Source organism: Klebsiella sp. CN_Kp106 (genome assembly GCF_040064575.1).
GTDB lineage: Bacteria > Pseudomonadota > Gammaproteobacteria > Enterobacterales > Enterobacteriaceae > Klebsiella > Klebsiella michiganensis.
Map to the genome: position 1 here is coordinate 149,671 of NZ_JBEAIG010000001.1, position 21,116 is coordinate 170,786.

The following is a 21,116-nucleotide window of genomic DNA, read 5'->3' on the forward strand; positions in this document are numbered from 1 at the left end:
TTCACCTCCGTACCCTGAGCGACTATTTCTGGTTGCGATTAACGAACTCAGCCATGTTGTCTTTGGTGATCAGCTGGTAAGGGACGTCGATGATCTTTTCCACTTTCTCGCCGTTGGCCAGCTTAATGGCGGCATCCACCGCGCCTTCGCCCTGCCCTTTGGCATCCTGGAAAATCGTGGCGATCATCTTGCCGTTTTTGAGCATTTGCAGGGCATCCGGCGTCCCGTCCACCCCGGCAATCAGGATATGGTTCGGATTTTTACCCAGCGCCTGCAGCGCGCCGATGGCCATTTCATCGTTGTTGGAGGCGATGGCCTGAATGTCTTCGCCGCTGGTCATCCAGTTGCTGACCACGTCAACGGCATCGTTGCGGGTAAATTTCGCGGTCTGCTTCTGCACGATTTTGATATCCGGGTACTTCGCCACCACCTCTTCGACGCCTTTGGTGCGGTCACGGGTCGATTCATTCGCCAGGTCGCCGAGCAGAATGGCGACGTTCCCTTTGCCGTTCATCGCTTTGGCTAACGCTTCCATCTGTAAGCGCCCCGCCAGCACCGAGTCGGAGCCAACGTAGGCCATTTTGTCGGTCAGCTGCGCCTGCGGGCGGCGGTTAACAAAGATCAGCGGAATGCCCGCTTTAGTCGCCTGGTCCATAATCGGTTTGACCGCGTTGGTGTCGACCGGGTTGACGATAATCGCGTCGACGCCCTGGCCAATAAAGTTCTGCACCTGCTGTAGCTGCTGGGAGACGTCGCCTTTGGCATCTTCCACCTGCGCCTTAACGCCATCTTTTTGCATCTCTTTTTGCATTGCGGTGCGCAGAATCGTCAGGAAGTTGTCATCGAATAGCGCCATGGAAACACCGACCGAAATATCTTTCGCCATCACGACCGCTGGCAGCATGCAGGCTATCAAAGAGGCAACAACCGTTTTCTTAATATTCATCGTTGATCCTTTATTTTCAGGTACATCGGTTAGGTAAGGTAAAATGAAAAAATAGTTTCATTAATTGTGCGTTAAGCGCCTGCTTTTCCAGCTTTTTGAAAAAACAGCCCGCGCGCTGGTGCATTTTTTGTTGTTGATCGAAATCACAAAATTCAGTTGTTTTAAAATGGTTTTTTGAAACATTAGTCCATTTATAGCGGAAGAAAAATTCCAGACTATTTATTTCATTAACAACACATATGAAACTTTTATAAGTAAATAACTGAAATGAAAATTTTAAAACTGCGTGTTAACAGAACTTTGACACACATCTAACATTGACGCATAAATGCGCAAAAAATGAGAGGCAGGCGACGGTTTGCCGCGCGGCGCGCCGATAGCGGCAGCGGTTTAAAACGAGACAGGATATAGGGTGTAAAAGGGGATGTCGCCCCGCGGGCGGCGGGCGCTCAGTCGACGTTTTCAGCGCTGTAAAGGATAAATTCGACCTTGCCGTCGCTGAAGAGATGCGGCTGATAGCCGGTTTCCAGATGGCGCAGGGCCAGCTCCACCGCCAGACGGGCATGCTGGCGCGGGTTTTGATCGATCGTCAGCGCCATTCCCCCCAGGGCCAGCTGTTCACGGGTGGTGCTGTAGCGTTCATGGGTCATCCAGCAGCACTCGCCGTAGCAGCGATGGCGAGCCAGCGCCTGCGCCACCTGCGTGTTGCCCAGCCCGGTATTGTAGATGCCCACCACGTCGCGGTTGCGGCGCAGGGCCTCTTCCAGCACGCGGTCGATTCGCTGTCGGTTGTCCTCCCCCGCCAAAACCTCGCCCAGCAGCAGATGCGGAAAGCGCTGGCTAATCACCTCGCGAAATCCCTGAATCCGTAAGCGATGAGCGCTGAAGTCCTGGCGCCCGCTGAGCATCAGCACTTCTCCAGGACGGTGCGCCATTAACCCCATCATCATGCCCGCGGTGCGGCCGGCCTGCTGCTGATCGATCCCGACGTGGCAAAGCCTCTGCGCGCCGGGGAGATCGGTGACCAGCGTAATCACCGGCACGTTCGCCTCGCGACACTGGCGCAAGGCGTCATAGACCCGCTGATGTTCGTTGCCAAAGACAATTATCGCATGGCGCTTTTTGCTGCTGCGGATAAGGCTTTTCGCCAGCTTTTCCGGCGCGGACTCCGCCACCAGCGTGCGGTGCAGCGTCAGTCGGCGATAGCCAAGGCTATCCGCCACGTCGGCGAAATCCTGCGTCAGACGGGAGAAAAAGCGCGAATCGTTATCGCTGAGAAACACTTCTATTTGCCACGGAAGACGGCGCTCTTCCGGCAGAATGCGCTTCAGCCCGGCCTCCCGCGCGGCCTCCAGCACCCTGCGCGTGGTTTCCGGCGACACGCCGCCGCGTTCGTTAAGCACCCGGTCAACGGTCGCGACGCCCACGCCAATCCGTTTAGCCAGTGCCTCCAGCGAAATGCTTTTCATCGTCTCGTCTCCCCCATGATGGAAATCCATCAAAACGCCCGTGTCGGTCAGTGTAGCAAACGGATTACTTTGGCAACGCTAAATCCCTCTTTCTGGAGAAAAAAATGACCTGCATTCGTTTTGCATTGTTGGGCAGCGGTTTTATTGGCCAGGTTCACGCCGCCAGCCTCGCTCGCCATGAGCGGACCGTTCTGGCCATGGTGGCCGACGCCGATCCCGAGCGGGCGAAAGCGCTGGCTTCCCGCTACGGCGCGCGGGCGGTAACCGTCGCCGAAGCCATCAATAGCGACGCCATTGACGCGGTACTGATCGCCAGCTCGACGCCTTCACACGCGGCGCTGCTGGAAGCCGCCGCGCGCGCGGGAAAAGCGGTCTACTGCGAAAAACCGATCGATCTTTCGCTGGCCCGCGCCCGCCAGGTCGTCGAGAAAGTACTGCCGCTCGGGGTACCGGTGACCGTTGGCTTTAACCGCCGCTTCGACGCCAGCCACCAACAGCTGCGCCGGGAGATCGAGGCGGGCGCGATTGGCCAAATCGAACTGGTTCAGATGGTGTGTCGGGCATCGGTTATGCCGCCGCTGGAATATCTGCGCAGCTCCGGCGGCCAGATGCGCGACCAGGCGATTCACTTCTTTGACCTGCTGCGCTTTCTTACCGGTGATGAAGTGACGACCGTCGCGGCGCTGGGGGGTGCGCTGGCGCTGGCGGAAATTGCCGAATTCGACGATGTCGATACCTCTATTGTCATGCTGCGGATGCGCGGCGGCGCGCTGGCGCAGCTGGACAACACCCGGCGCACCGGCCACGGCTACGATGAGCGCATTAGCCTGCTTGGCCCGCAGGGGGTGATAGAGTCCGGCAGTCAGGCATCGCGCGGCGTCACGCTGTGGCAGGGAGCGCGCTGCATTCAGCCCGGCCTCTATCCGGACTGGTTCAGTCGCGTCGAGGGGTCGTACTACGCGCATCTGGATGCTTTTGTCCGCTCGCTAGGCGGAGAAGCGGTGCCGGACCTGCCGGGGCTGCTGGACGGGCTGCGGGCGCAGGCTATCGCCGAAGCCGCCGTGCTTTCCCTGCGGCAAGGGCAGTTTGTCAGCGTCGAACCGCTGGCGTAAAAAAGCCCCGTATGCGGTCGGCATACGGGGCAACGGCGCGCCGTTAACGCTCCTCGTTAAATATCACGCCAATCTGCCGCCGCACTTCGTCCATCACGCTCAGGTTTTCCAACACCCTGGCCAGCGGGCGGATCGGCGAGTCCGCAAGCCCTTGCCCCACGCACCAGGCAAAATGTTCGGCCTGATAAAACAGCTGGTCGTAGCGGTTGCGCGGCTCCTCCCAGCGCAGCACCTGCCCGCCCTGGCTGGCGGCGAGGGTAAAATTCCCCGGCGCGTAGAACTGCCCGTCGAGGGTAAGGGTCGCATCGCGCCCGGCCACCACCGCGCCGCCCGGCGTGTTGCTGAACAGGGTGGTATTGAGCAATCCCTGTAAGCCGTTTTCCCAGTTAAACAGCATCGAAATCTGCCCGTTGACGCCTCTTTGGGCGGGACGCCCGCGGGCGATAATGTCCTGCGGCACGCCGCCGACCATCACGCAGAATGAGGTCAGATAGCTGCCGAGATCCATCATCGGCCCGCCGGCGAGATCGGCATTAAAAATGCGATGATCCGGGGTAAAAAACTCGCCGTGATCGGCGAGCAGCGTGTGCAGATCGCCCAGCACGCCGTCCTCCAGCAGCTGGCGAATCACGTCATACTTCGGCGCGTAGTCGCACCACATCGCCTCCATCGCCAGCGTCCCCTGCTTCATGGCCTCCGCTTTCAGCGCCGCGCCTTCCCGCCGGTTCAGCGCAAACGGCTTTTCAATCAGCACATGTTTGCCCGCCTGCAGCACCCGCAGCCCGTCGGGAAAGTGGTGGTTATGCGGCGTGGCAACGTAAACCGCATCAATATCCGGTCGCGCCAGCATCTCATCCACCTGAGCGTAAGCCTGCGGGATCCCCCAGCGGGCGGCGAAATCGTCGGCTTTTTGCTGCGTGCGCGAGGAGACGGCAACCACCCGCTGGCGGCTGAGCTCTTTTAACGATTTCACAAAGCGCTCGGCAATCCAGCCGGGGCCAATAATGGCCCAACGCAGCGAGGGGATCGCCGAGGCGGCGGGATGGCGCGGTTTGGGTAACTGTGACGGGAACATAGCGGCTCCTGATTTTATTTTGCCGGGGAGAGACACTATAAGCAGGCGCAGAGGAGGACGAATAACGAATTTATGATGGAATTCCATCATCGACATACTGCTTGTCAAAAGCGCGGGAGTCGCGGATAGTCCGGGCAGCTCATCACTATCAAGGAGTCTGAGATGTTGAAAAGTTCGTGGCGTAAAACCGCCCTGATGGCCGCCGCCGCCGTTCCGCTGCTGCTGGCGAGCGGTTCATTATGGGCCAGTGCCGATGCTATCCAGCAAAAGCTGGCTGATTTAGAAAAACGTTCCGGCGGTCGGCTGGGCGTAGCGCTGATTAACACGGCAGATGATTCGCAAACCCTCTATCGCGGCGATGAACGTTTTGCCATGTGCAGCACCGGTAAAGTGATGGCCGCCGCCGCGGTGTTAAAACAGAGCGAAAGCAATCCAGAGGTGGTGAATAAAAGGCTGGAGATTAAAAAATCGGATTTAGTGGTCTGGAGCCCGATCACCGAAAAACATCTGCAAAGCGGAATGACCCTGGCGGAACTCAGCGCGGCGGCGCTGCAGTACAGCGACAATACCGCGATGAATAAGATGATTAGCTACCTTGGCGGACCGGAAAAGGTGACCGCATTCGCCCAGAGTATCGGGGATGTCACTTTTCGTCTCGATCGTACGGAGCCGGCGCTGAACAGCGCGATTCCCGGCGATAAGCGCGATACCACCACCCCGTTGGCGATGGCCGAAAGCCTGCGCAAGCTGACGCTGGGCAATGCGCTGGGCGAACAGCAGCGCGCCCAGTTAGTAACGTGGCTAAAAGGCAATACCACCGGCGGGCAAAGCATTCGCGCAGGCCTGCCCGCAAGCTGGGTGGTCGGGGATAAAACCGGCGGCGGAGATTACGGCACCACCAACGATATCGCGGTGATCTGGCCCGAAAATCATGCCCCGCTGGTGCTGGTGACCTATTTTACCCAGCCGCAGCAGGATGCGAAAAGCCGCAAAGAGGTGTTAGCCGCGGCGGCAAAAATCGTCACCGAAGGGCTTTAACCCGGGAACAGGCCCCTCTGCAACACTCTGCGCTTTGTTTCCCGGTGGCGCTGCGCTGACCGGGCTACGGGTCCACCGCCGTCTGCGGGCCGGTAGCCCGGACAGGCGCAGCGCGCCGCCTCCGGGACAGCCTGAATAGACAGCCGCCAAATATTAGTCGGTAATTTTAAACGTCAGCGCGTAAGCGCTGGTTTTCCTTTCATCGCGCGCTCCGCCCATCTGATAAACCCGCACCGTATATTTACCGCTGCTCATCAGACGTTGCTCAAAGGTATCACCGCTCAGAGAACCGTTAAAAATCGAATTATTATCAGGAGCGATAACATTAAAATAAGGATGCGGCCGCTGGCTGTTCATATTGATATGCATCATCTGGCCCGCTTTCGCCTCCAGCGTATAGTCGTTAACACCGTCACCGGTCACGGTGCTTTTTATTATCGTGCCGTTGCTGCCTTTATCAAAATGAACGGTATGGTTGTTGATATTATCACTTGCCATTGATAACACTGACGTAAATAAATAACTTGCACAGATCACGCCACCAACAATTAATTTTATTTTTTTCATTTAATTAACACCTTATGTTTTTTATGCGCGCTGTTATAGCACATAAGGTGTCCGGAGTAAGCTGATTCGCAATTATTACTCGTCGGAATTAAACACGTCGAAATAAAGGCCCCCCGGTTCAGGGAAACGAGGGGACCTGGTTTTAGCGGGATTTACTTCTGCGGACGCATTGCCGGGAACAGAATCACGTCGCGAATGGTATGGCTGTTGGTAAACAGCATCACCATGCGGTCGATACCGATGCCCAGACCGGCCGTCGGCGGCAGGCCATATTCCAGCGCGGTGACGTAGTCTTCGTCGTAGAACATCGCTTCATCATCCCCCGCCGCTTTGGCGTTGACCTGATCCTGGAAACGCTGGGCCTGGTCTTCCGCGTCGTTCAGCTCGCTAAAGCCGTTGCCGATTTCACGCCCGCCGATAAAGAACTCGAAGCGATCGGTGATTTCCGGGTTCACGTCGTTACGGCGCGCCAGCGGCGAAACCTCCGCCGGATACTCGGTGATAAAGGTTGGCTGGATCAGATGGGCTTCCGCTACTTCGTCGAAAATCTCGGTGACGATACGCCCCAGCCCCCAGCTCTTCTCAACGTGAATACCGATGGATTCCGCCAGCGCTTTTGCCGCCTCGAAGTTATCCAGATCCGCCATCTCGGTTTCCGGACGGTATTTCTTGATCGCTTCGCGCATGGTCAGTTTTTCAAACGGCTTGCCGAAGTCGAACACCTGGTCGCCGTACGGGACTTCGGTTTTCCCCAGCACGGTCTGCGCCAGCGTGCGGAACAGAGATTCGGTCAGTTCGATCAGATCTTTGTAATCCGCATACGCCATATAGAGTTCCATCATGGTGAACTCAGGGTTGTGGCGCACGGAGATGCCTTCGTTACGGAAGTTGCGGTTGATTTCGAACACCCGTTCGAAGCCGCCGACCACCAGCCGTTTCAGATACAGCTCCGGCGCGATGCGCAGATACATATCCAGATCGAGCGCGTTGTGATGGGTGATAAACGGACGCGCGGAGGCGCCGCCGGGGATCACCTGCATCATCGGAGTCTCGACTTCCATAAAGCCGCGCGCGACCATGAACTGACGCATGGTGGCGAGGATCTGCGAACGCACCTTGAAGGTGTGGCGCGACTCTTCGTTGGAGATCAGATCCAGATAGCGCTGACGATAGCGCGCCTCCTGATCCTGCAGGCCGTGAAACTTGTCCGGCAGCGGGCGCAATGCCTTGGTCAGCAGGCGCAGCTCGGTGCAGTGAATGGAGAGTTCGCCGGTCTGGGTTTTAAACAGCTTACCGCGGGCGGCGATGATGTCGCCAAGATCCCATTTCTTAAACTGTTCGTTGTAGACGCCTTCCGCCAGATCGTCGCGCGCGACGTACAGCTGAATGCGGCCGCCGACGTCCTGTAAGGTGACGAAAGAGGCTTTCCCCATAATCCGGCGGGTCATCATGCGGCCAGCCACGGCGACCTCGACGTTCAGAGAGGTGAGCTCGTCGTTTTCCTTACCATCAAATTCCGCATGGAGCTGGTCAGAAGTGTGGTCACGGCGAAAATCATTCGGGAACGCCACGCCCTGCTCGCGCAGCGCGGCCAGTTTTTCACGACGGGTTTTCAGTTCATTATTAAGGTCAATTGCCTCATCGGCACCTTGTGCTTGTTGTTCAGACATGTTGGTTCCTCATAACCCTGCTTGCAAACTTGCTTCGATAATTGAACCAGGTCACTCTCCAGCGCGGCCTGTTCCGGCGTCGACGCCAAAGAACAATCTTAAGGAGCCTGGCTTCAATTCCGGCTGATTTCGCTCAGCCATCGCTTCAGTAACAGTTTTTTATCTTCGGCTTCCGCGCCTGCCAGAATATCCTCCTCCTGTTCAGTAAACGGTGCAAGGAGCTGCTTGTCGCTCCACTGTTGGGGTTACCGATCCCCGGCTCGCGGCGTAAACGCCTTAGCCGGGCTACCAGGCAGCACGATTTTGTAGCCCCGGTAAGCCGGACCTGTCGCCAGACGGGGCTAGGCGCCGCCGCCGGGAAGTTCACCGGCGGCCGCGCGACGTTTGCCGACGCTAAACGCGGCGGCGAAGGCGACGACGACAATCACCGCCACGCAGCCCAGCGTCCATTCGCCCATCTGGGCAAAGAAGTGCTGATACGCGGCAATCGCCGTATCGCTGATCTGCGACTCGGTGGTCTGCTGCGCCACCACTCCCGCCAGCCAGTTGGCTACCGCGCCGGTCGCCAGCATATAAATCCCGGTCAGTACCCCGGTGACGCCGGGCATATTGAGGCGGGTGATCTGCGCCATCGCTACCGGGTCGATAAACAGTTCGGCAAAGCCCATCAGCGCCAGGCCGGCCACCATCATGCCCATTGATGCCTGCCCTTCCGCCGCGCCGTGGCGCGCGTTAAGCGCCAGCAGCATAAAGCCGCAGCCCATCAGCACCAGGCCAAAGGCGAACTTCAGCCACACGCGCAGCGCCGAGCGGGTCGCGCCTTCCGGCCGCATCAGCCACGCCAGCACGACGCCAGCCGCCATCACCGCCACGGCGTTAACCGACTGGAACAGCGCGGTCGGCACCTCAATATTCAGCAGACGACGGTTAACAAAGTGGTCGATGAACAGGCTGATCGAACTCCCGCCCTGCTGCGCCAGAACCCAGAACAGAGTCCCGGTCAGCATCAGCAGAACGATCTGCCACAGCGCGCGGCGATGCTCCGGCGATTTGACCATAATGCGCGCCACCATCTGGGCGGCGAACACGCACACGATCGCCAGCAGATAGCCGGACCAGTTATTCTCCAGCAGCAGCGTGAAAAACACCGGCGCAACGCAGAGCATCACCACCAGCCAGCCCCAGGTCGGCAGCACAAACTTTACCGCCCGCAGCGCCTGTTTATCGACGCCGCGCGCGTGGCGGAAGTAGCGGCTACCGCTGAGGAAAATCATCAGGCCGACAAACATGCCGATTCCCGCCAGCGCAAAGCCGATATGCCAGCCGTACCACTGCGCCGCCAGCCCACAGGCGATAGGCGCGGCGATGGAGCCGACGTTACCGGCGGCGTACAGCAGCGAAAAACCGCCGTCGCGGCGAGGGTCGTCAACGGCGTAGAGCTCGCCCAGCAGGCAGCTGATGTTGGATTTGAACAGGCCGTAGCCGCAGATAATGATCGCCAGCGCGAGGTACAGGCTCCAGGTGGAATCGGATTCCACGCCCAGCACCACGTGGCCAAGCGTCATTAACAGCGCGCCGGCAATCACCGCCGTGCGGTTGCCGAGCAGGCGGTCGGCAAGCCAGCCGCCGAGAATAGGAGTGACGTACACGAGGGAAGCGTAAGCGCTGAACAGGCTGATAGCGTGGCTGTCATCAAAGCCGAGCTGATGGGTGAGGTAGAGGATGAGTAAGGCACGCATGCCGTAAAAGCTGAAATATTCCCAGATTTGGATCGCAACGATGTAATAAATCGCGCGCGGCTGTGAGGGTGTTTTCATGTGTTCTCCTTGCAGCGTGAAAAAGGGAAGTGGCAAGCCACTTCCCTGTTGTGCATCGATTATTTGTTATTTTCTTCTTTCAGCACTTTAACGGTGTAACGACCATCCGCCTGACGATAGGCGCCGTGGATATCGGTTTCGAAGCCCGGATAGTGGGCGCCGATTTCGCACAGCATCTGCAGGAACTCCAGCACCGGACGGCTCTCTTCGGTGATCATTTCACCCGGCATGACCAGCGGCACTCCCGGAGGATACGGCAGGATCATATTGGCGTTGACGCGGCCCACCATCTCTTCGAGATACACCTCTTCGGTCTGACCGTGCAGCTCTTTCTGGAACGCGGCGTACGGCGTGATCATCATGGTCGGCAGCACTTCGAACGCGCGGAACATCAGATCCGGCAGGTTGTGGTGCTCAATCAGTTTATGAATGTTCTGCGCCAGTTCCTGAACGCGCATGTTTTCGTAGAATTCCGGATCTTCACGATACAGCGACGGCAGCATGTTTTTCACCCGCAGGTTCAGGTCGAACGCGCGTTTGAAATCGGTCAGCGCACGCAGCAGGCTCAGCGCTTTGGTTTTGTCGATACCGATACTGAACAGGAACAGCAGGTTGTACGGACCGGTTTTTTCGACCACGATACCGTGCTCGTCGAGATACTTCGCCACGATGCTCGCCGGAATACCGAACTCATCCATGGTGCCGTCTTTCTTCATCCCCGGAGTCAGCAGCGTGACTTTAATCGGGTCGAGATACATGTGCTCGTTATCGATGTTTTTGAAGCCGTGCCACGCGCTGTCGGAGCGCAGCGGCCAGCATTCAGCGCCATCGATATGTTCCGGCTGCCAGACGTCGAAGAACCAGCCGTCGGACTCGCCTTTCAGACGTTTGATCTCTTTACGGAACTTGATTGAACGTTCGATAGAGCCGTCAATCAGGCGCTTACCGGCGTTGCCTTTCATCATCGCCGCCGCGGTTTCCGTCGAGGCCACCACGCCGTAGTGCGGAGAAGTGGTGGTGTGCATCATGTAGGCTTCGTTAAAGGTTTCTTCGTTCACGTCGCCTTTAACGTGAATCATCGAGGCCTGAGAGAACGCCGCCAGCAGTTTGTGCGTGGACTGGGTTTCGTAAATCACTTTCCCTTCGACGCGGCCGCCGCTCATCCCGCATTTGCCTTCATAAATCGGCGAGAAGTTGGTGTAAGGCACCCACGCGGAGTCAAAGTGGATGGATTTCACATCCAGGGTTTTCTTGATGTAGTCCGTGTTGTACAGCAGACCGTCATAGGTGGAGTTGGTGATAACCGCGTGCACCGGCCAGGTCGCGTTCGGGGTTTCTTTCACGCGCTTCGCGATGGTCGCATGCTGGAATTCGCTCTGCGGGATACCGCCGAGGATACCGTAGGCGTTGCGGGTCGGGCGGAAGTAGATTGGCGTAATGTCGCTCATCATCATCAGATGGGTCAGCGATTTATGGCAGTTACGGTCAATCAGCACGGTGCTACCGGCCGGGGCGGAATACATGCCGACAATTTTGTTGGCGGTAGAGGTCCCGTTGGTCACCATGTAGCTGCGTTCCGCGTTGAAGACGCGGGCGATGTACTCTTCCGCTTCTTTGTGCGGGCCGCTGTGGTCCAGCAGAGAACCGAGTTCAGAAACCGAAATCGAGATATCGGATTTCATGGTATTGGAACCAAAGAAATCGTAGAAGATGCTGCCGACCGGGCTTTTCTGGAACGCGGTACCGCCCATATGGCCTGGGGTACAGAAGGTGTATTTGCCTTCACGCACGTATTTAAACAGCGCTTTGGTCAGCGGCGGCAGAATGGTGTCGATATACTCGTCGGTATTCTGTTTGATTTTGTTGGCAATATCTTCCGCTGCGCCCAGCGCATATTCGAAGAAGCGAACCTGCATCCGCAGATCGTTGAGGCTCACGTCCAGCGTTGAGTAAGTGTTCGCAAAGGCGTACAGCGGCATGTATTCGTTCATTTTGCTGATGTCTTCGCACAGTTCGAGATTGTATTTATCCCAGTCGAAGATCACGCCGCACAGACGCGCATTGTTTTCGATAAGTTTTAATAAGTCTTCACGGTCGTTCGGGTAGACAATACGGAAGTCCAGGCGTTCGAGGGCGCGATGCAGTTCACGGATGGGTTCTTCTTTGAAGTAGACACCCATGTGATTCATGATTGCGATAACGTTCATAGTCAAATCTCCAGATAAAGAAAGCCCCTCCCGCCACGTCGTGACAGGTGATGGAAGGAGCCTCAGGAATAGGGTTGCTGATTAATGCGCGCTGGCGGTGCTGCTATCAGCGGAGTTGTCGTTGTTCTGACGCTGGTGCATTTTGCGACCGTAGAACATCAGGATAATCAGGCTGACGATAAAGGTACCGGCCAGTTCGAAGGAGCTTGCCCCCATCAGGGCGATGAAGCAGAACGCGCAGCCGAGTACGGAGCAAATCAGGCTGACGAAGTTGCGTACATTGATGCCTTCGAAGCGAATCAGGTCAACGCAGGAGTAGAAATAAGGCAGCATGGTCAGCAGTACCGCGATACCGGTCAGCTCACCGAACAGGTCAGACGCTTTGCCGCCGGTAGAGTTCATCAGGGTAATCAGCACCATCAGCGCGGTCATTTTCACCGCGGCCAGCAGCAGGCCTTTTTTCGGAATACCGTTGCTGTCGAGTTCGCCATACACTTTCGGGAAGTTACCGTCATTGGCGGCACGTACGCCGGCCTGACCCACCAGCATCATCCACGAACCCAGCGAAGTCAGGCAGGCAAAGGCGGTGAAGGCGGAAACCATCGGCGCAGCCCAGCCGCCGAGAATGGTGGAGGCGCTCACTGCAAACGGCGCACCGGATGCGGCCATCTGAGAGGCAGGATACATACCCGCAATCACCTGGGTCGCGGCGATGTAGACGATACCGGCCATCGCGGTGCCCAGCATGGTGGCCAGCGGCACGGTGCGTTTCGGGTTTTTCACCATCCCGGTACTCACGGCGGCAGATTCTACCCCGACAAAGGCCCACAGGCAGAGCAGGATACTTTTGATTACCGCGTGGCTGTCAGTGGTGCTGGAGGTGTTCCAGTTTGCCTGATAGGTTGCGGCATCAAACCAGTGCCAGCCGACCACCGCGGTCATGACCACAGGAATAAGTACCAGTACCAGGCCAATTGTTGTCAGGCGGCTCACCCAGGTCCCGCCGAGCATATTCACGAAGGTGAATATCCATACGATGGCGATACAGGCAATACCTGCCGGCACCGGGTTATTTAAAATTGGGAAGAATGTTGATAAATAAGAGACGGCGGTAATACCGATTGCCAGGTTACCGATCCAGTTGGCGTGATAATAAAGCACGCCGGTCTGGAAACCGAACGCTGGGGATATTTCACCGGCGTAGGCAATTGGGCCACCCTGCTGCGGATTCTTGGTCGCCAGCCGGGCATAAACATAAGCCAGAGACATCGCGCCAATAATAGAAATCACCCAACCCCAGATGGCAATACCACCGATGCTAGCGAGGTTTGCAGGTAATAATGCAATACCGCTCCCCATCATATTACCGGCGACTACGCCGGTACAGGCAAATAGCCCGATCTTCTTGGCAGAACTCATGTTTGCTTTTCTCCTAAGTTTATTTGGGAGGTACAGATCATGATGATGAACCTTTTATTGACCCGACCAACTGCCAACAAGATTACGGATTAGTACGAGATAAGTCCTAAAGATAAAGTGAAATAACTGCAAACATCAGACAAATGATATTTTGACCTTTTTCGCGCAACATATCAGGATGACATGTTGATATCAGGAAAAGGTAAATATAGATGTTTTTCATTGGGTTATGAGGTCAACTCCGTGTTGAAAAAGTGTTGCGTGCGGGACCAGATTGGTTATAAAAAATAACAACCTTGTGGCTCATGAGAAACATAATTTTAACCTCACCACGACCAAAACCATGACCATGATGAGGGTTTACTTATTCTGAAGCGAGGAAGTTATCGAGATACGGAACCACGCGGGTCACGGAGGTCTGGAATACGGCGTTTTCAATCCAGTAAAATGTATTCTCACCCGGGCGTAAATTAAACGCCGTCAGGTAGGCATCGGCAGCTTCCCGGTTCTGCCCTTTCATTTCGTAGACTTTGCCCAGCAGCACGTAATTCATCCACGACATTTCCAGATCAATCCCGGCATTAATCGCGTCATAGGCTTCATCCACTTTTCCTTTGCCCAGCATATCCACCGTTTTAATCTGATAAAATATTGCCATATCTTTAATCCCCGGCATATTACCCACCCGGGTTATTTCGCTGTAAAGATCGGCGAGCTGTTTCTCATCCAGCGGCTGCTGAGAATGGCGCAATACGTCAACCAGCGCCTTTTCCGCCCACGCATAGGTAAAGTCCGGCGACTGCTTATTCACGTCGGCAAGCAGGCTACTGGCTTTGCCCAGCGAATCAACGTCTCCGTTCATTAATAGCTGATGCGCCTGATAGAAATGGGTAAGCGCGATACTTTGCGACGGCTGATACTGCTTTAACATCTCCTGCATCCGCGCCGGCCACGGCTGCTTCAGCGCCTCAGAGAGGCTGCTCAGCAGGTCGTTCTGAATCGAAAGCTGATTGTCGCTGGTGACAAAGTAACGCTTATCCATCATGGTCGAGCCGTCGGCGTTATCCACCACCTTCACCGACATGAAGCACTGCTGTGCGCGATAGTGCCGCTGGTTGACGAACTCAATGGTCAGGGTTTTACCGGAACTGCTCGGCTCATTGATGTTGTAGTTGGTTTTGTCGTGCACCATAAAGGTGGAGAAGGTGTTCAGCGAGGTGGTAATCAGGCTCCCCAGACCGATGGCATAGGAGTGCTGCGATGACCAGTTGTTGCAGGTGTTGCCGCTGAGCAGGTGAATATCGACATCACGCGGGTTAAGCAGCAGCCGGGTTTTCGTGACCGGCGGGCGCGACTGCAGGGTTGACAGGGCCACCAGCGCCACGCAGCTCGCGAGGGCCAGCAGGAACAGACCCCAGACGATAAACGTGCTCAGCCGCTTGCGTTTTTCCGGCTTCGCCACCGCTGTGCTGTCTGGCGCAGCCGCATCGGGCTGCGGGGAGGTCAACGGCGCCTCAAACCCGACCGTCGGCGTTTCTGCGGGAATAACCGGCGTCGGCTCCTCCCCCTCTTCGGTACACCAGATCACCGGCACCGTCAGCTTATAGCCGCGTTTGGGTACGGTAGCGATATATTCAAGGCTGCCATCGTCGCCATCTTTCAGCGACTTACGTAGCTCGGAAACGCTTTGCGTGACGACGTGACTGGTGACAACGTTGCGGGTCCAGACATTATCGATGAGCTCATCCCGACTGAGTACTTCGCCGGGATGACGGGCAAAGAAAACCAGAAGATCGATTAAGCGCGGTTCGAGAGTTAGCTGACGCCCCTTGCGGCTAATTTGGTTAACAGAGGGAGTAACCAGCCATTCTCCAACGCGAACAACAGGTTGTTGCATAAAAAAGAGCCCCAGGACGAAAAGGGAAAGGCGCGATGATACCACATTTACCCTACCTATTAATGATAGGGGTCATGACCATGAACGCAATATATTCCTCTTCGTTTTTGATGACTGGCAAACTTTCATTTGCTAAAGGCGTCTTTTGCCTGAGGGCGATGTTCCCTGGGGCGACGAAAGCGCGCTATTTTTAGCCCTATTTTCCCCGAATGTGTGACCTGAGCAAAGCTTAGGCGCGACAATCGTCGCCCATCCGTGGGGATATGCTATTTTTAGCTCGCCCGACAGAGATCGGACCGCCGAACAGATGGCCGAAAACAGTGCCTCACCCGCAGCGTAAGGAATGTCGACGATGAACTACAAATTAGATAAGCAAATTGTGCACAATGACGTGTTAAGAAATAGCTTCATTGACCTGGCGATTAAAACCTTCGATCTCTCCTTTAAAGAGTGGTACCGCAAAGGGTACTGGACCGACGCCTATATTCCCTACGCCCTGGTGAGCAACAATAAAGTGATTGCTAACGCCTCCGCCAATATTATCGATCTGATCTGGCAGGGCGAACCCCGCCGCTATATTCAAATCGGCACCGTGATGACCGATATCGATCATCGTGATAAGGGCCTGGCCGGGCAGCTCGTCAGGGAGATTCTGACGGACTGGCAGGATAAGGCCGACGCCTTTTTCCTGTTTGCTAACCCGACAACCGTTGATTTTTATCCGAAATTTGGCTTCGAGCGCACCGCCGAACATCAATATATTATGCCGGTGGTACCGGCAGCGGGCGACTTCCGCAAGCTCGATATGGACCAGCCGGAAGAGGTTGCGCGATTACAGCGGTACTATCAAAAATCGAATCCGTTTTCACAGCTGCGGGTAGAGGATAACTTCGGTTTATTGATGTTCTACTGCTCCGCCTTTATGAAGCACTTCGTCTATTATTCCGACAAAAACCAGGCCATCGCGATTGCGATGCAAAACGGTCCGGCGCTGATCTGTTTTGATATTTTCTGCGACAGCGGACGCTCCCTGTCGGCCATTATTAACGAGCTCGCCGATGAAAATACGTACCAGGCTATTCTCGGCTTTACCCCCAAAGAGAATCGGACCGGCGAGTATGAAAAAATCGAAGGCGAAGATATTCTGTTTATCTACGGACAAAAAGAAAATATCTTCAAAGAGAATAAGCTGATGTTCCCGCTTTTATCCCACGCCTGAGGCTGCGCTTAACGCGTCTACGGCCCGCGACCGGGCCTTATTGCGCCAATAACCACTGTTCAAACGCCTGTAGCGCCGATTCGTTGACGCCGTTTTCCAGCGGCCTCACCAGGCAAAAGCGCTTGCTCAGGCTGCGGGCCTGCGGCCAGGGCGCAGCCAGCGTCCCGTTTTCGAGCGCTTTTTCAACGTACACGTGCGGTACCAGCGCAACGCCCTGCCCGGCCAGCGCGGCGGCTATCGCCATCTCATGCAGATCGTAGCGCACGCCCCGCGCCGGATTATCCAGCGCGATCCCGCACTCTTCAGCATAGCGCTGCCAGGCGTCAGGATTCTGCCGTCGATGAATACGCGGCAGCGCGTTCAGCTGGCTGGCGAGATCTTCTCCCGTAAGTAGCCCGGCGTGGCATACCGGCACCAGTCTCTCTTCAAACAGAAACCGCAAGCGCATTCCTGCCCATGCGGGATGCTCGAAATGAACCGCCGCGTCAAAACCGCTGCCGGTGAGGATAAACGGGTCGGTTCTGACCGCGATATTCAGCGTGATATCCGGATTCCGGCGCTGAAAATCCCCCAGTCGGGGAATGAGCCAGCGGCTGGCAAAGGTCGGCGGCGCGGCGATTTCCAGGCTTCGGCTGCCGTCCGCAGCCCCCATCAGATACTGCGTATCTCGCTCAAGACGCTCCAGCGTCTCGCGGACATGGTGCGCATAGCGCGCGCCGTTGGGGTTCAGCCGCACCCGACTCCCCGTCCGCTCAAACAGCTTGCAGTTTAACAGCGATTCCAGGCGGGCGATTTGCCGGCTGATCGCGCCTTCGGTAAGCGACAGCTCTTCCGCCGCGCGGGCAAAGTTACCGTGCCTGGCGGCAGCCTCAAAGGCCTGCAGCGAGGTACTGCTGGGGAGTTTTTTTCGCACGAACGCCGCCTCTGCTGAAGGTTTATCAATGACGAAATGTCATTGAGTGGTGAAATAATATCGTTTTATAGCGCTTAGTGCCCAACGTAGCATGATCAAACGTCAATAACATCATTCCATCATGCAGAGGGCAGCCCATGTTATATATCGTTGAGTGCAGCTACGCCGACCCGCAAAGCGAAGCCGGCTGGAACAGGTTTTACAGCGAGGACAAGCTGCCTGCGCTGGTGTCCGTCAGCGGATTCCGCGCCTCGCAGCGCTTCAGGGCGCTCTCCTCCGGCTGCCCGGTCTATCTTGCTATTCATACCATCGAGCATGGCGATACGCTCGCCAGTGAAGCGTATCGCCAGAAAGGCGGCGGCAGCTTTTCCCGCTGGCAGGCGCATATTCGCGACTGGCGGCGAAACCTGTATCGCTACGGCGGCGTCTTTCCTGCCGTCGCTGAGGGGGATGTATTGCTACTGAACCCCGAGCCGCTGGACGTCGTTGAGTCGGAACTGGGATATCCGCCGACAAACCTTTCGGCCGCCGGGCTGGATAACAACCCGCCGCAGCGCGTGGCGTACGTTCTGCCGCGCCGGGAGGCCATGCTGCTGGCGGGACGGGAAAACGTCTCGATGTATGAGCCCATGGCCGGTCAGTTGCAAAGCCCGACTGAAATACAGCCCCCATCACGCTAAGAGGTTGATATGCACAAACCCGCTTTTCTCTCCCGCCAGATTGGCGATTTTCAGGTGGCGCCCCTCAGCGACGGCAGCATGGCCGCTGGCCTGGCGCTGCTGTCGGGTATTAATATCGACGATGCCGCAGACATTCAGCGCAGCGCGGGCGTCATTGACCCCGGCAATATCGACATTAGTGGCTATCTTATTCGCGGTCGGGGAAGAACGATTCTGGTCGACGCGGGTACGGGAGGCGGCGTGCTGGAAACCAGTCTGCGAGCGGCGGGGAGTGCGCCAGACGACGTGGATACTGTCCTGCTGACCCACGCTCACCCGGATCATATCGGCGGCCTGCTGGATGCCAACGGCGCGCCGCGCTATCGCCACGCCCGTCTTTATCTGCACCCTCTGGAAGCCGAGTACTGGCAGGACGACGCCATGCTAAACCGGGCCAATGCGCGGGGGCAGCGCAACTTCACGCTCGCCCGCCGCGCCCTGGACGCCTATTCCCGCAGCCTCGGTTTTCTGGATGAGCGCGAGGCCGTCGCGGGTATCCGCCCGCTATGGCTACCCGGGCACACGCCAGGCCATATTGGGTTTCGCATCGACGCCGCGGCGCAAAGCCTGCTGATTTGGGGCGACATCGTCCATTTTCCGCATATTCAGACCGCCCGACCCGCCGCCGCCGTTGCTTTTGATTGCGATCCCGCGCAGGCCAGAGCGACGCGGGAAGCGATCCTCGCCCAGGCCGTCAGCGAAAACCTGCTGATTGCCGGTATGCACCTTGGCGGGTCGGGATTTGCGCATATCGTACCGACCTCGCACGGCTATCGTATTCAATATTCCGCGCCGTAAAGAGAAAGCGGGCCGGAGGTTAACGCCCTGGCCGCCTTTTCTTATCCAACAACGCTTTATTTTTCACCTGCTGAAAGATTGAACTGACTCGCGTTTATTTTTTGCCATAAATATAAAATATCATTTTATTTTAAATGAATATGCATTTTGTTTTTTACAAGCGATATGACATTAAGGGAAATTTATGTGCAATACCTTTGGACCTTCACGCAGTATGCTGGCGCTGGCTATCGCGCTGGCTGGCCTCGCGGGCGGCTGTAATGACAGCGGCGCCCCACGCGACAATCAGCAGGATGCGCCCGCCTCCGCGCCGCAGAATGTCTTCGTTCCCGCGCTTTCTGCCGATGAAAATAGCCTGGTGCTGGTTTGGGAAAAGCCGGAATCAGAGACGCAGCAGGTGGTGGACTACGCGATTTACCGTCAGGGCGAGCGGCTGGGTCTGGCGCGCGAAAATCAAAACCATTTTTCACCGGCCAAACCCTATATTGATAACTTCTATCAGCGGGTCGCCAGCGACGGCTGGCAGCAGCCAATCGACTTGCGTACCTTTACGGTCACCCACCTGGAGCCGGATACGGAATACGCATTTACGGTACGTGCGGTCTACGCCAATGGCAAAGAGTCGCCGGATAGCGCGGTGATTAAAGCGCGGACCAGCAAAACGCCGCACATCATCGAAGCCAGAACCTTTGGCGCGAAGGGTGACGGCACCACGCTGAATACCCAGGCGCTGCAGCAGGCGATCGATAGCTGCACCGTCGCGCACTATCCTCAGGGCTGTAAGGTGCTGATTTCCGACGGCGAATTCAAAACCGGCGCGCTGTTTCTGCACAGCGATATGACCCTGGAGATTGCCGCTGGCGCCACCCTGCTGGGTTCGGACGATCCGGCCCAGTATCCGCTGGAAAAAGGCTATTACCTCTATCCCTACAGCGATCATCCGCAGCCCCGCCGCCCGCCGTCATTAATTAACGTGCTGGAAGCGGACGATAAGGGCGAGTCTCCGGCCGGAACGTTTCGCAATATTCGCATCGTCGGTCAAGGCACGATTGACGGCAACGGCTGGACCCGGGGCGTCAAAAGCGGCGGCGAGGCCACCATCATCGACGAAATGGGGAACGCGCTGCCGCAATACCGGGCCAGCAGTGCGGCAAAAGTCAGCGCGGACGGCATTCTGGCAAAGCATCAGACCGAAGCGGCTATTGCGGAAGGCATCGAAAGCAATAGCGCCTATAAAAATCGCCGCTCCAGCCTGATGACCCTGCGCGGTGTGCAGAACCTCTATCTTGCCGGGCTGACAATCCGCAACCCCGCGTTCCACGGGGTAATGGCGCTGGAGTCAAAAAATATCACCCTGAATGGCCTGGTCCACCAGACCTTTGACGGCAATAACGCCGACGGCGTCGAGTTCGGCAATAGCCAGAATGCGCTGGTCTTCAACAACTTCTTCGATACCGGAGATGATTGCGTCAATTTCGCCGCCGGGTTTGGTAAAGGCGCGGAAACTTTTCATCAACAGCCGCAAAGCGGGGCGTGGATCTTTAATAACTATTTCCGCAAAGGCCACGGCGCCGTGGTGACCGGTAGCCACACCGGCGCGTGGATCGAAAACGTCCGCGCCGAGGATAACGTCATGTATATGACCGATGTCGGCCTGCGCATGAAAAGCCGCCCCTACTATGGCGGTGGGGTGCGGGATGTGTTGTTCCGTCATAATGCGATGAAAGATATCGCCAAAGAGCCGTTCGTTTTTACTATCAAATACAGCGCCGACGTGAATGATACGACCCCTGCCGACGAGCCCGCTCAGTTCCGCGACGTTCAGGTGCAGGACGTCACCGTCGATGGTACTTCGGCTAAGCACAGCATCCTGATTGACGGCATGACGGTAGCCGAAATGGCGGAGTCGTTTGGTATTACCTATTCTCGCGATGCCTATCACCAGAATCTGCGTTTTTCCAACGTCAGCTTCCGTAACACCAAAGCGACCAGTATCTCCTTCCTGCACGACAGTCAGTTTGATGAGGTGACGTTCGCCAATACGCCGCAGGCCTGGGCTTTTTTCGCCGTCAATGACGTGACGCTCGCTGACAGTCTGCATCAGCAGAGCATCACCCGCGGAGAAAAGGACAAACTTATCCTTGAGGGGGCAATGAAGTAATGGCGTTCCCGGCGGCGTAAGTCGCCGGGTTTTATCAGCGCTTCTGGCCTCGACAGATATCTGTCGCTCAGTGGTCCAAAGTAAAGACG

The 21,116-nt window shown here is 56.7% G+C and carries 16 protein-coding genes; 6 read left to right on the forward strand and 10 right to left on the reverse strand.

Annotated elements, in window-relative coordinates:
* Positions 1-22: 22 nt before the first annotated feature.
* Positions 23-946: a sugar ABC transporter substrate-binding protein gene (locus ABLU96_RS00630; RefSeq protein ID WP_004848507.1), complete on the reverse strand. Its 924-nt coding sequence runs from the start codon at positions 944-946 to the stop codon at positions 23-25.
* A gap of 449 nt (positions 947-1,395) precedes the next feature.
* The gene (locus ABLU96_RS00635) at positions 1,396-2,415 is read right to left on the reverse strand and encodes a LacI family DNA-binding transcriptional regulator (RefSeq protein ID WP_064405449.1); all 1,020 of its coding nucleotides are present in this window, start codon (positions 2,413-2,415) and stop codon (positions 1,396-1,398) included.
* A gap of 104 nt (positions 2,416-2,519) precedes the next feature.
* Between ABLU96_RS00635 and ABLU96_RS00640 the strand changes: the two genes are divergently transcribed.
* Positions 2,520-3,527, forward strand: a complete 1,008-nt coding sequence (locus ABLU96_RS00640; RefSeq protein WP_049079242.1) for a Gfo/Idh/MocA family oxidoreductase — start codon at positions 2,520-2,522, stop codon at positions 3,525-3,527.
* 43 nt (positions 3,528-3,570) lie between these two features.
* On the opposite strand, the gene ABLU96_RS00645 is transcribed toward ABLU96_RS00640, so the two are convergent.
* Positions 3,571-4,602, reverse strand: a complete 1,032-nt coding sequence (locus ABLU96_RS00645) for a Gfo/Idh/MocA family oxidoreductase (protein WP_064405447.1) — start codon at positions 4,600-4,602, stop codon at positions 3,571-3,573.
* A gap of 162 nt (positions 4,603-4,764) precedes the next feature.
* On the opposite strand from ABLU96_RS00645, the gene ABLU96_RS00650 reads away from it, so the two are divergent.
* Positions 4,765-5,640, forward strand: coding sequence for an extended-spectrum class A beta-lactamase OXY-1-2 (locus tag ABLU96_RS00650; RefSeq protein WP_025107110.1), 876 nt, complete (start codon positions 4,765-4,767; stop codon positions 5,638-5,640).
* Between the two features lie 153 nt (positions 5,641-5,793).
* Here ABLU96_RS00650 and ABLU96_RS00655 read toward each other — a convergent pair whose 3' ends face one another.
* The 6 genes from ABLU96_RS00655 to cadC form a co-directional block, all read right to left on the reverse strand.
* Positions 5,794-6,207: a hypothetical protein gene (locus ABLU96_RS00655; RefSeq protein ID WP_014228246.1), complete on the reverse strand. Its 414-nt coding sequence runs from the start codon at positions 6,205-6,207 to the stop codon at positions 5,794-5,796.
* Positions 6,208-6,359: 152 nt separating this feature from the next.
* Entirely contained in the window at positions 6,360-7,877 is a 1,518-nt protein-coding gene (lysS, locus tag ABLU96_RS00660) for a lysine--tRNA ligase (RefSeq protein ID WP_004848495.1), read from the reverse strand.
* Between the two features lie 341 nt (positions 7,878-8,218).
* Positions 8,219-9,694 carry a dipeptide permease DtpD gene (gene dtpD, locus ABLU96_RS00665; RefSeq protein WP_014228245.1) on the reverse strand — a complete coding sequence of 492 codons (1,476 nt, stop codon included), beginning with the start codon at positions 9,692-9,694 and terminating at the stop codon, positions 8,219-8,221.
* Positions 9,695-9,753: 59 nt separating this feature from the next.
* The gene (gene cadA, locus ABLU96_RS00670; protein WP_004848492.1) at positions 9,754-11,901 is read right to left on the reverse strand and encodes a lysine decarboxylase CadA; all 2,148 of its coding nucleotides are present in this window, start codon (positions 11,899-11,901) and stop codon (positions 9,754-9,756) included.
* A gap of 81 nt (positions 11,902-11,982) precedes the next feature.
* Positions 11,983-13,320, reverse strand: a complete 1,338-nt coding sequence (gene cadB / locus ABLU96_RS00675; RefSeq protein ID WP_004848490.1) for a cadaverine/lysine antiporter — start codon at positions 13,318-13,320, stop codon at positions 11,983-11,985.
* A gap of 364 nt (positions 13,321-13,684) precedes the next feature.
* Positions 13,685-15,217 (reverse strand): lysine decarboxylation/transport transcriptional activator CadC, encoded by a 1,533-nt coding sequence (gene cadC, locus ABLU96_RS00680; RefSeq protein ID WP_064405445.1) that lies wholly within the window; start codon positions 15,215-15,217, stop codon positions 13,685-13,687.
* A 352-nt stretch (positions 15,218-15,569) separates the two neighbouring features.
* Between cadC and ABLU96_RS00685 the strand changes: the two genes are divergently transcribed.
* Entirely contained in the window at positions 15,570-16,436 is an 867-nt protein-coding gene (locus ABLU96_RS00685) for a GNAT family N-acetyltransferase (RefSeq protein WP_042944490.1), read from the forward strand.
* Positions 16,437-16,473: 37 nt separating this feature from the next.
* Here ABLU96_RS00685 and ABLU96_RS00690 read toward each other — a convergent pair whose 3' ends face one another.
* Positions 16,474-17,349 (reverse strand): LysR substrate-binding domain-containing protein, encoded by an 876-nt coding sequence (locus ABLU96_RS00690; RefSeq protein ID WP_025107115.1) that lies wholly within the window; start codon positions 17,347-17,349, stop codon positions 16,474-16,476.
* A gap of 137 nt (positions 17,350-17,486) precedes the next feature.
* Between ABLU96_RS00690 and ABLU96_RS00695 the strand changes: the two genes are divergently transcribed.
* The 3 genes from ABLU96_RS00695 (at position 17,487) to ABLU96_RS00705 (ending at position 21,027) form a co-directional block, all read left to right on the forward strand.
* Positions 17,487-18,029, forward strand: a complete 543-nt coding sequence (locus ABLU96_RS00695) for a hypothetical protein (protein WP_025107116.1) — start codon at positions 17,487-17,489, stop codon at positions 18,027-18,029.
* Positions 18,030-18,038: 9 nt separating this feature from the next.
* Positions 18,039-18,866 carry an MBL fold metallo-hydrolase gene (locus ABLU96_RS00700; RefSeq protein ID WP_064405443.1) on the forward strand — a complete coding sequence of 276 codons (828 nt, stop codon included), beginning with the start codon at positions 18,039-18,041 and terminating at the stop codon, positions 18,864-18,866.
* A gap of 184 nt (positions 18,867-19,050) precedes the next feature.
* Entirely contained in the window at positions 19,051-21,027 is a 1,977-nt protein-coding gene (locus ABLU96_RS00705) for a glycoside hydrolase family 28 protein (protein WP_064405441.1), read from the forward strand.
* The last annotated feature ends 89 nt before the right edge of the window (positions 21,028-21,116 follow it).